This is a genomic window from uncultured Amaricoccus sp. (assembly GCF_937858865.1).
Lineage (GTDB): Bacteria > Pseudomonadota > Alphaproteobacteria > Rhodobacterales > Rhodobacteraceae > Amaricoccus.
The window spans coordinates 1-9,308 of sequence record NZ_CALLYO010000306.1 but is presented as its reverse complement, the minus strand read 5'-3'; the positions used below and the strand labels follow the sequence as shown (position 1 = coordinate 9,308).

The window sequence follows — 9,308 nt, the reverse complement described above, 5'->3', positions numbered from 1 at the left end:
GGCGTCGAGCCGGGCGAGGAAGCTGCCCGGGTCGGCGGGCGCGGGGCCGGGGCCGGAGCGGTCCCAGTCGATGATCCGGGGCGCTCCGTCCGAGAGCACCACCTGGTCGGGGCTGAAGTCGCCGTGGCAGAAGGCCGGCGCGCCGTCTTGGGGGAGGGCGGCGGCGAGGGCGGCGGCGAGTGCGCGCGCCTGGGGGGCGAGCGCGGGCAGGAGGGCGCCGAGCGCGGCGAGGGCGGGGGCGGCGGGGTGCGGCGGCGGCGCTGCGGGGCCGGGGGGGCGGCGTTGCAGGGCGGCGAGGGCGGCGCCGATGCGGGCGAAGTCGGCGGGGGTGGCCGTCCGGGGGTCGACGGTCTCGCCGGGGATCCAGGCCTGGGCGAGGAGGCCCTGCGCCGCGTCGTGGGCGAGGATGGCGGGGCCGCCGCCTTCGGCCGCGGCTTCGGCTGCGGCGAGGAGCGCGGGGAAGGCGGCGGGCGGGACGGCTTTCAGGAGGGCGTGCGGCCGGCCGGCGCGGTCGATCCGGGCCACGAGGCGCCGGCCGGGCTTGAGGCGCAGGAGGTGGAGGCGGTGCGCGCCGGGGCCGAGGAGGCGGCGCAGCGTCTCGTCGGCGCGCGCGGGGTCGAGCAGCGGGCGGGCGGTGCGGATGCCGCAGCCGAGGCGGGCGGGCAGGGCGACGGTGCGGAGGTCGTCGAGGAAGCGGACGGCGGCCTCGGGGCGGTGCCATTGCTGTCGCTCGAGGTAGATGGGGTAGCGGTCGGCGGTGACGGCGCGCAGGATGATCCCCGCGCCGCCGTCGTCGAAATGGGCGGTGCAGGTCTCGCCGGGCTTGTAGCGCAGGTAGCGCGGCACGAGCGGGCCGGTGCCGAGGCGGCGGGCCACGGCCTCGGCGTCGAGGACGAGGGCGAGCCCGACGAGCCGCCGGTCGCGGCGGACGAGGGCGCGGTCGGCGTCAGAGAGCGGCATGGGCGGGCTCGTTGGCGGGCTCGTTGGCTGGCTCGGGGTGTCCGTGCGCGGGGTCCGCGGCGCGGAGGACGGTCGCGGGCGGGCCGTCCGCGACGATCCGGCCGCCGGAGAGGCGGAGGATGCGGTCGGCGCGGGCCGCGAAGGCGAGGTCGTGGGTGATGAGGAGCGTGGTCCGGCCGGCGGCGAGGCGGAGGATCGCGCTCTGGACGGCGGCTTCGCTGGCCGGGTCGAGGCCGACTGTCGGCTCGTCGAGGAGGAGGATGGGCGCGGGGCGCAGCGCGGCGCGGGCCAGCGCGATGCGCTGGCGCTGGCCGGCGGAGAGGTTGTCGCCGCGCTCGGCGACCGGCGAGGCGTAGCCGTCGGGGCGGGCGAGGATGAAGCCGTGCGCGTTGGCGAGGCGGGCGGCGGCCTCGATCTCGCCGGGCTCGGCCGTGCCGCCGGCGCCCATGGCGATATTCTCCGAGATCGAGGTGTGGAAGAGGAGCGGCTCCTGCGGGACGTAGCTGATCTGCCGCCGCAGCGAGGCGCGGGTGAAGTCGCGGATGTCCTGGCCGTCGAGGAGGAGCCGGCCCTCGTCGGGGTCGCAGAGGCGGAGGACGAGGCTCGCGAGCGTCGACTTGCCGGTGCCGGACGGGCCGATGATGGCGACGAACTGGCCGGCAGGGATGTCGAAGGAGAGGTTCGAGAGGACGGCGTGGCCGGGGTGGCGGAAGCCGAGGCCCTCGGCGCGGATCGCGCCGCCGAGGCGGCCGGCGTCGCGGGTGCCGTCGGGCAGGCCGGCCTCGGTGTCGAGGAGCTCCACCACCCGCTCGCCGGCCGCCGAGGCCTTGGCGAGGCGGGCGGAGTATTTGGCGTAGTCGCGCACCGGGCGGAAGGTGTTCTTCATGTAGGTGATGAAGACGATGAGGTCGCCCGGCGTCAGGCGGCCGTCGAGCACGCCGCGGGCGCCGAACCAGAGGACGAGCGCGGTCGCGGCGCCGACGAGGAGGTCGACGCTGCGCTCGAGGCCGGCGGAGAGGCGGGTGCCGCGGACGCCCTCGCCGAGGCTCCTGGCGTTGGCGGCGGCGAAGCGGGCGGCGACGCGCTCCTCGAGGCCGAGGGCCTGGATGGTGCGCATGCCGGCGAGGGCCTCGGCGGCGGTGCCGGCCATGGCGCCCTCGCGCCGGCGCTGGTTGCGGCTGGCCTCGCGGATGCGCCGTCCCATGCGGGCGGTGAGGAGCCAGAGGAGGGGGAGGGGCGCGAGGGCGACGAGGGCGAGGCGCGGGTCGAGCCAGAGCATCACGCCGATCATCCCGGCGAGGACGAGGAGGTTGGCGAGGATCGGCATGGCGGCGGTCACGGCGGTCTCGCGCAGCATGCCGACGTCGCCGATGAGCCGCATGGTCATGTCGCCGGTGCGGGCGCGGGTGTGGAAGGCGAGCGGCAGCCGCTGGAGGTGGCGGAAGAGGTCGGCGCGCACGTCGGTGAGCAGCCGGTTGCCGGCGAGCGCGAAGCAGAGGGTCGCGAGGTAGTCGAAGAGGGCGCGCAGGCCGACGGCGGCGACGAGCGCCAGCGCGGCGAGGGCGAGGAGCTCGAGCGGGGCGAGGGCGGCGAGCCGGCCGGGCGCGGTGCCGGCGAAGTCGCCGGGGACGACGCGGTCGATCACGTACTTGAGCGGCCAGGGCTCGGCGAGCTTCATCAGCGTCGCGGCGAGGAGGGCGGTGCCGCCGCCGAGGATCAGCCCGCGGTAGGGGCGCATGTAGGGCGCGAAGCGGCGGAGCACGCGGCCGAGGCCGGGGAGGGCCTCGCGGACGGTTTCGGGGCGGGGGGGTGCGAGATCGGGGATTTCGCGCGCGAAACTATAGGTAAATGCATGATATTGCGGGGATTCGTCGGGTTAATGGAAGGTTGACGCGCGGGGAGGGCGGCGTCGGCGAGGGAGAGGATGCGGCGGGCGGTGCCGGCCCAGGGATGGCGGGGGGGGGGGCGGGGGGGGGGGGGGGGGGCCCGGGGGGGGGCCGGCGGCGCCCATGCGGCGGGCCGCGGCGGGGTCGCCCGCGAGGCGGGCGAGGGCGGCGGCGAGGGCGGGCGGGTCGCCGGGCGGGCAGAGGAGGCCGGTCTCGCCGTGCCGGACGAGGGCGGCGAGGTCGCCGACGTCGCTCGCCACCACGGGGAGGCCGGCGGCCATGTATTCGTAGATCTTGAGCGGCGAGAAGTAGAAGGGCTGGTCGCCGTGGTAGGGGGCGACGGCGATGTCCATCCGGGCGAGCCAGGCCGGCACCTCGGCGGGTTCGACGGCGAGGGCGGGGCCGAGCCGCTCGCGCTCCGGCCCGTCGCCGACGAGGAGGAGGCGGGCCTGCGGGTGGCGGCGGCGGAGGAGCGGCAGGGCGGCGACGAGGGTCGCGACGTCGTGCCAGGGGCGGAGGGTGCCGAGGAAGCCGACGGTGAGCCGGCCTTCGGGGCGGCCGGCGGGGCGGTCGGCGGGGCGGTCGAGGGCGGGGAAGCGGGCGGGGTCGACGGCGTTCGGGACCACCTCGACGCGGCGGGCGCCATGGGCGCGGGCGTAGCCGGCGACCGGCGCGCTGACCGCGAGGACGAGGGCGGCGGCGCGCATGGCGCGGCGGGTGCTCTCGGCGGCGGGCTCGGGCAGGGCGAGGACGCGGTGGCGGCGGCTCTCCTCGATGAGGGGGGCGTTGACCTCGAGGAGGCCGGGGATGCCCTGGCGGGCCGCTTCCTCCATGGCGGCGTGGGCGTGGAGGGCGTGGCGCTCGTAGACGAGGTCGAAGGGGCCGTGGGCGCGGAGGGCGGCGGCGATCTCGTCGTTGAGGGCGTGCTGGGCGGCGGCGCGGGCCTCGGGCGCGCCGCCGGGGATGGGCGGGAGCGGGAGGAGGCGGAGCGGCGGGGCGTCGGCGGGCGGGGTGCCGATGCGGGGCGAGAGGAGGGAGATCTCAGTGCCGAGGGCGGCGAGGGCGGCCAGCATCTCGCGGGCGTGGACCGAGGCGCCCTTGGTGCCGAAGATCTCGATGCCGGGGTCGGTGCAGACGTAGGCGATGCGCATCAGGCGGCTCCCCGCGCGCGCGGCAGGGCGCCGGCCCGCCGCGTCGTGGCGCAGCGGTCGAAGAGGGCGCCGATCGCGGGGGCGTTGCGGCGGATGTCGAAGTCGCGCTCGATCAGCCGGCGGGCGGCGATGGCGAGCCGGGTGCGCAGGTCCGGCGCGTCGAGGAGGCGGGCGATGGCGCGGGCGAGGGCGGGGGCGTCGCCCTCCGGGGCGACGAGGCCGGTGCGGCCGTCGGCGACGACCTCGGGGATGCCGGTGACGTCCGAGCCGATGCAGGGGAGGCCGAGCGCCATCGCCTCGAGCAGGACGGTCGGCAGGCCGTCGCGGTTGCCGTCGCCGCCGACGACGCAGGGGCAGGCGAGCATCGCCGCGCCGCGCATCGCCGCCTTGACCTCGGCCTGCGGCATCGGGCCGGCGAGGGTGACTCCGTCCCCGAGGCGGCAGGCGGCGATCTGGGCGCGCAGCTCGGCCTCCTCCTCGCCGGAGCCGATGATCCGGCAGCGGATCGGCCGGCCCTCGGCGGAGAGGATGCGCACCGCCTCGATCAGGATGTGGAAGCCCTTCTTCTCCACCAGCCGGCCGACGGCGAGGATCTCGTCGGCCTCGGGCCGGGGCGCCTGCCAGGGGAAGGCGGCGAGGTCGATGCCGTTGTAGATCCGCACGACGGGCGCGCTGGCTTCGGGGAAGCGGTCGGCGAGGTGGCGGAGGTTGTAGTCGGAGACGGTGATCGCCGCCGCCGCGTCGCGGAGCTTCAGCCCGAGGTGATGGTCCTCCTCGTAGCCGAAGTAGATGTCCTTGGCGTGCAGGGTCATCGACCAGGTGATGCCGGCGAGGTCGGCCGCGATGCGGGCGACGGTGCTGGCGAGGGTGCCGAAATGGGCGTGCAGGTGGGCGATGCCGCGGCGCCGCGCCTCGGTCGCGACGAGGAGGGCCTGGAAGACGTCCTCGCCGGAGGCCTCGGGGAAGTGGTCGAGGCGGCTCCAGAGGGCGGGCAGCACCTCGGCGGCGGCCAGCAGCGCCTGCCAGAAGTCGTTCGCGCCGCGCGGGCGGTCGGGGATGCGGGTCACGCCGGCGCGGACGCGGGCGAGGATGTCCTGGAAGTGGCTCTCCTCGACGCGGCGCAGCGCGAAGATGTCGATGCTCCGGCCCGCTTCCTCGTGGGCGAGGATCTCGTTGACGACGAAGGTCTCGGAGAAGCGCGGGTAGCGCTTGAGGACGTAGCCGACACGGGCGGGCAGGGCGGGGGTCATGCGCAGGCCTTCATCTGGTGGGCGGGAAGGAGGGCGGCGGCGCGGGCGCGCACCGTGTCGAGGCCCGACATGTCGATGCGCGCGCGCGCGTCCCCGGCCCGGGGGGGCGGGGCGGCGAGCCAGGCGGAGAGGGTGCCCGGGGTGAGGCGGTCGGGGTGGATCATGCCGACGAGCCCCAGCGCCGCCAGCCGCTCGGCGCGCAGGATCTGCTCGCGCCGCGGCGCGGTGCGCGGCACGATCAGCGCCGGCACGCCGAAGGAGAGGACCTCGCTCACCGTGTTGTAGCCGCCCATCGCCACCACGCGCGCGGCGCCGGCGATGAGCGGGAGCGGCTCGGGGACGAAGTCGTGCATCTCCATGTCCGGCCGCGCCGCCACGGCGGCATGGAGCATCGCCCGTTCCGGCAGCGGCATCTGGCTGCCGGCGATCAGGATGCCGCGATGGCCGGCGGGCAGGTGGGCCGCGGCGAAGGCGGCGCAGATGCGCGCGCCATCGCGTCCGCGGCCGACGGTGCAGAGGACGTAGGGGGTGGCGGTTCGGGGAGGGGCGGCGTCGGGGGCCAGCCGCTCGCGCTGGTCGAGATAGCCGGTGAACCGGGCCATCGCCGCGAAGTCGCCGCCGAAGCCGCATTCGGCGAGGACGTCGTAGAGGCGCGGGTCGCCGTAGATCCAGACCTCGTCGAACCAGCGGCGGAGCGCGGGGTGGTTGCGCTGGCGCAGCCACTGGTCGCGCACCTTGTCGGGGCTGTCGATCACGTCGCGCAGGCCGAGGACGATGCGGGCCCGCCCGCGCGCGCGGAGCGCCGCGAGGGCCGGGTCGAGCTCGCCCTGCGCGCCGCGCGGCACGTTGTCGACGATCAGGAGGTCGGGGTCGTAGGCTTCGAGCGCGGCCCGGACGGTGCCGGCGCGCAGCCGCGCGAGCTCGGGAAGGGTCAACCCCAGGTTGCGGGCGTGATAGGTGCCGGAGGCGGTCTTGCCGTAGGCGGGCAGGGTCAGCGTGTCGACGCCCTCCGGCAGGTCGAACGCCCCGGCCTCGCGCATGCCGGCGACGAGCAGCACCTGCGGCGCCGGGTCGAGCCGCCGCAGCGCCCGCGCCAGCAGCAGGTTGCGCCGCCAGTGGCCGAAGCCGAGGGTGTCGTGCGAGTAGAGGGCGATCCGCGCCGGTGGCGCGCGCCAGCCCGCGGGGAGGGGGGTGGACGCGGCGAGGCGGAGGTCTCTCGGTAGGGGCTGCATCGGATGGGATCCCTCGGCCTGGCTGGCGTCATGCTTCTTTCACGACAACGCTGCGGGGGCGGAGTTCATCCATGCGAAATGCGGGGGAGGGCGGAATCCCGCCGGCGGGCGGGGATCAGCGCCAGCCGGCGCCGAGCGCGGCGGCCTCGTCGGCGGTGGAGAGGGCGGGGCCGGCATCGCGGGCGTCGAGGCTGGTGCGGATGGCATCGGCATCGTCGCCGCCGGCGGGGACGTAGCGGGTCCCGGCTTCCGATTCCGGCTCGGTCTCGCGGGCGGCGACCCGCCAGCCGGTGCCGTCGCGGCAGGCGAGCCCGGCCAGATCGGCCGCGCCGACGCCGGCGTGGAGGGTGAACTCGCGGCAGAAGCCGGCGGGGCTGGCATAGGTCGCGACCATGACGATCTCGACGTCCTGCGCCAGCATCTGCGTCTCGCCGGAGTGGAGCTCGGTCAGGGCCTCGGCCAGCGGGCTGCGGGCGGGCACCGGGCCGAGCGCGAGCTCGGCGCCGTCGCGGGTGAGGAGCGGCGGCAGCAGGGCGGCCGCCGCCAGGCCGGCCGCGAGCGCGCCGGCCCAGAGGAAGGCGCGGGCCGGGCGGCGGCGAGGCGGCGTCTGCCGGGGGCGCGGCTCGGCGGGGCGGGCGTCGAGGATCGTCGCGCGGATGGCGGGGGGGACGGGCTCCTGCATCGGGCCGGCGCAGGCGCGGGCGAGGAGGGCGTTCGTCGTCATGATGCCGTCGACCACCGCCTGGTCGGCCGGGCAGTCGGCGAGGTGCATGACCACGCGGGCCGCGTCCTCGGGCTCGAGCGCGCCGTCGGCGAAGGCGTTGAGGAGCCGGGGGTCCATGCGTTCCCGATCCATCCCCGGGGTCTCCGTCATTGCACCCGGCCGCGCGGGGCGAGCTTCAGGGAGAGGGCCTCGCGGGCGCGCACGAGGCGGCTCGTCACGGTGCCGACCGGGATGTCGAGGGTCTCGGCCACCTCGCGGTAGCTGAGGCCCTCGACGGCGACCAGCACCAGCACCGCGCGCTGGCCGTCGGGGAGCCGGTCGAGCTCGCCGAAGACGCGCGCCAGCATGATGCGGTCCTCGGCGGCGCGCGCGCCCTTGCCGTCGTCGTGGAGCCCGGCCTCGCCGGGGTCGACGGCGGTGCCGCGGACCTTGCCGCGGCGGCGGGAATCGAGCCAGAGGTTCTGCACGATCCGGTACATCCAGCTGTCCATGCGGCTGCCGGGGATGAAGGAGGCCTCGTTGCGCAGCGCGCGCTCGCAGGCCGCCTGCACCAGGTCGTCGGCGTCGGAGGTGTCGCCGCAGAGGCCGAGCGCGAAGCGCCGCAGCTTCGGCACGAGCTGCACCAGGTCTTCGACGAATCTCGGATTCATCGCGGCATCCACGTCCTTCCTTCGATCAGACTACGCGCGAGGGCGTGCATCGCATCCCTCGGCGGGAAAGGTTATTCGTGCGGGGACCAGGCTCTGCCCGTGACGCGTTGTAGGGCGAAGAAGAATGAGGGTTCCTGATGTCATTCCCGTCGCTCCGCGCCGTCCTCCTGCTCGCGCTGCCGGCCTGTGCCGCCATCGGCTTCGCCGAGGGGTTCGTCGATACGCGTCTAGCGGTGCCCTGGCAGGTGGGCGCGGCCTGGGCCGACGACGATGACGATGACGACGACGATGACGGCGGCGGCAGTCGGGGCGGCGGCCGGTCGGACAGCGACGACGACGATGATGACGACGACGATCGCACGAGCCGGGGCAACCGCTCGACGAGCGACGACGACGATGACGACGACGATCGGCGGGGGCAGCGGCAGGACGACGACGATCGGGACGATGACGACGATGGCCGGGCCGGCTCCGACGTCCGGAACGCCCCGCGGATGCCGACGAGCCTGCCGGTGCGGGGGGATGGCGACAGCGGCAACCGGGTGAGGCGGCGGGAGATCTCGGCCGCGCGGCTGCGCGACGCCGATCTGGCGGTGCTGCAGCAGCAGGGCTACCGGGTCATCCGTGCCCGCCGTTCCAGCTCGGGGATCGTGGCGCGGCTGGCGCCGCCGCGCCGGCTTCCCGACCAGGCGGCGCTGGCGCTCGCGATCCGGACGGTGCCGGGCGGGGTCTTCGATCTCTCGCACGTCTATGCGCCGAACGCCGAGGTCTATGCCAGGGTGGTGGCGGGGCTGCCGGGGCGCGGGGCCTGCCTGTCGGGCGGGCGGATCGGCCTCATCGACACGGCGGTCGCCGATCATCCCGCGCTGGCCGGGACGCGGATCAGGCGCAAGGACTTCTCCGGCGGGGCCGCCTCGCTGGCGCACGGCACGGCGGTGGCGAGCGTCATCGCCGGGCGGACCCCGGCGGGCGGGCAGCTGGCGCGGAACGTCGAGCTCTTCTCGGCCTCGGTCTTCAGCGGCAGCGGCCCGGATCTGGTCGCCGATGCCATCGACCTCGTCTCCGCGCTCGACTGGATGATCGACAACCGCATCCCGGTGGTGAACCTGTCGATCGCCGGGCCGCCCAACGCGCTGATCGCCGATGCCGTCACCCGCAGCGACGCGGAGGGCGTGATCCTGGTCGCGGCGGCCGGAAACGGCGGGCCGCGCGGGGGGCCGCGCTATCCGGCGGCCTATCCGCAGGTCATCGCCGTCACGGCGACCGACCGGCGCGGACGGATCTATCGGCGCGCGACGGCGGGGCCCTTCATCGACATCGCCGCGCCCGGGGTCGGCGTCTGGGGCGCCGACCTCGGCTCGCCGGGGGGTGCCGAATGGACGGGAACGAGTTTCGCCGCGCCCTTCGTGACCGTGGAGATCGCCGCGGCGCGGAGCGCCGGCCGGGTCAGGGACA

Annotated in this window: 8 protein-coding genes; 1 reads left to right on the top strand and 7 read right to left on the bottom strand. The window is 76.2% G+C overall.

All coding sequences use genetic code 11. From position 1 onward, the window contains the following. The 7 genes from Q0112_RS08735 to Q0112_RS08705 form a co-directional block, all read right to left on the bottom strand. A partial coding sequence (locus tag Q0112_RS08735) for a phosphotransferase (RefSeq protein WP_297974043.1) occupies window positions 1-960 on the bottom strand: 960 nt, incomplete at its 3' end. Then, window positions 947-2,722 carry an ABC transporter ATP-binding protein gene (locus Q0112_RS08730; protein WP_297974040.1) on the bottom strand — a complete coding sequence of 592 codons (1,776 nt, stop codon included), beginning with the start codon at window positions 2,720-2,722 and terminating at the stop codon, window positions 947-949. The genes Q0112_RS08735 and Q0112_RS08730, both read right to left, overlap by 14 nt. A 114-nt stretch (window positions 2,723-2,836) precedes the next feature. Further along, complete coding sequence (locus Q0112_RS08725) at window positions 2,837-3,997, bottom strand: glycosyltransferase family 4 protein (RefSeq protein WP_297974037.1); 1,161 nt, start codon at window positions 3,995-3,997, stop codon at window positions 2,837-2,839. Continuing rightward, window positions 3,997-5,247: a glycosyltransferase family 4 protein gene (locus tag Q0112_RS08720; protein WP_297974035.1), complete on the bottom strand. Its 1,251-nt coding sequence runs from the start codon at window positions 5,245-5,247 to the stop codon at window positions 3,997-3,999. Before Q0112_RS08720 ends, Q0112_RS08725 begins: the two co-directional genes overlap by 1 nt. After that, window positions 5,244-6,479, bottom strand: coding sequence for a glycosyltransferase (locus tag Q0112_RS08715; RefSeq protein ID WP_297974034.1), 1,236 nt, complete (start codon window positions 6,477-6,479; stop codon window positions 5,244-5,246). The genes Q0112_RS08720 and Q0112_RS08715 overlap by 4 nt, the downstream gene beginning before the upstream one ends. A 115-nt stretch (window positions 6,480-6,594) precedes the next feature. Continuing rightward, complete coding sequence (locus Q0112_RS08710; RefSeq protein ID WP_297974032.1) at window positions 6,595-7,335, bottom strand: anti-sigma factor; 741 nt, start codon at window positions 7,333-7,335, stop codon at window positions 6,595-6,597. Window positions 7,336-7,349: 14 nt separating this feature from the next. Further along, entirely contained in the window at window positions 7,350-7,853 is a 504-nt protein-coding gene (locus Q0112_RS08705) for an RNA polymerase sigma factor (protein WP_297974029.1), read from the bottom strand. 137 nt (window positions 7,854-7,990) lie between these two features. On the opposite strand from Q0112_RS08705, the gene Q0112_RS08700 reads away from it, so the two are divergent. Next, a partial coding sequence (locus Q0112_RS08700) for a S8 family serine peptidase (protein WP_297974026.1) occupies window positions 7,991-9,308 on the top strand: 1,318 nt, incomplete at its 3' end.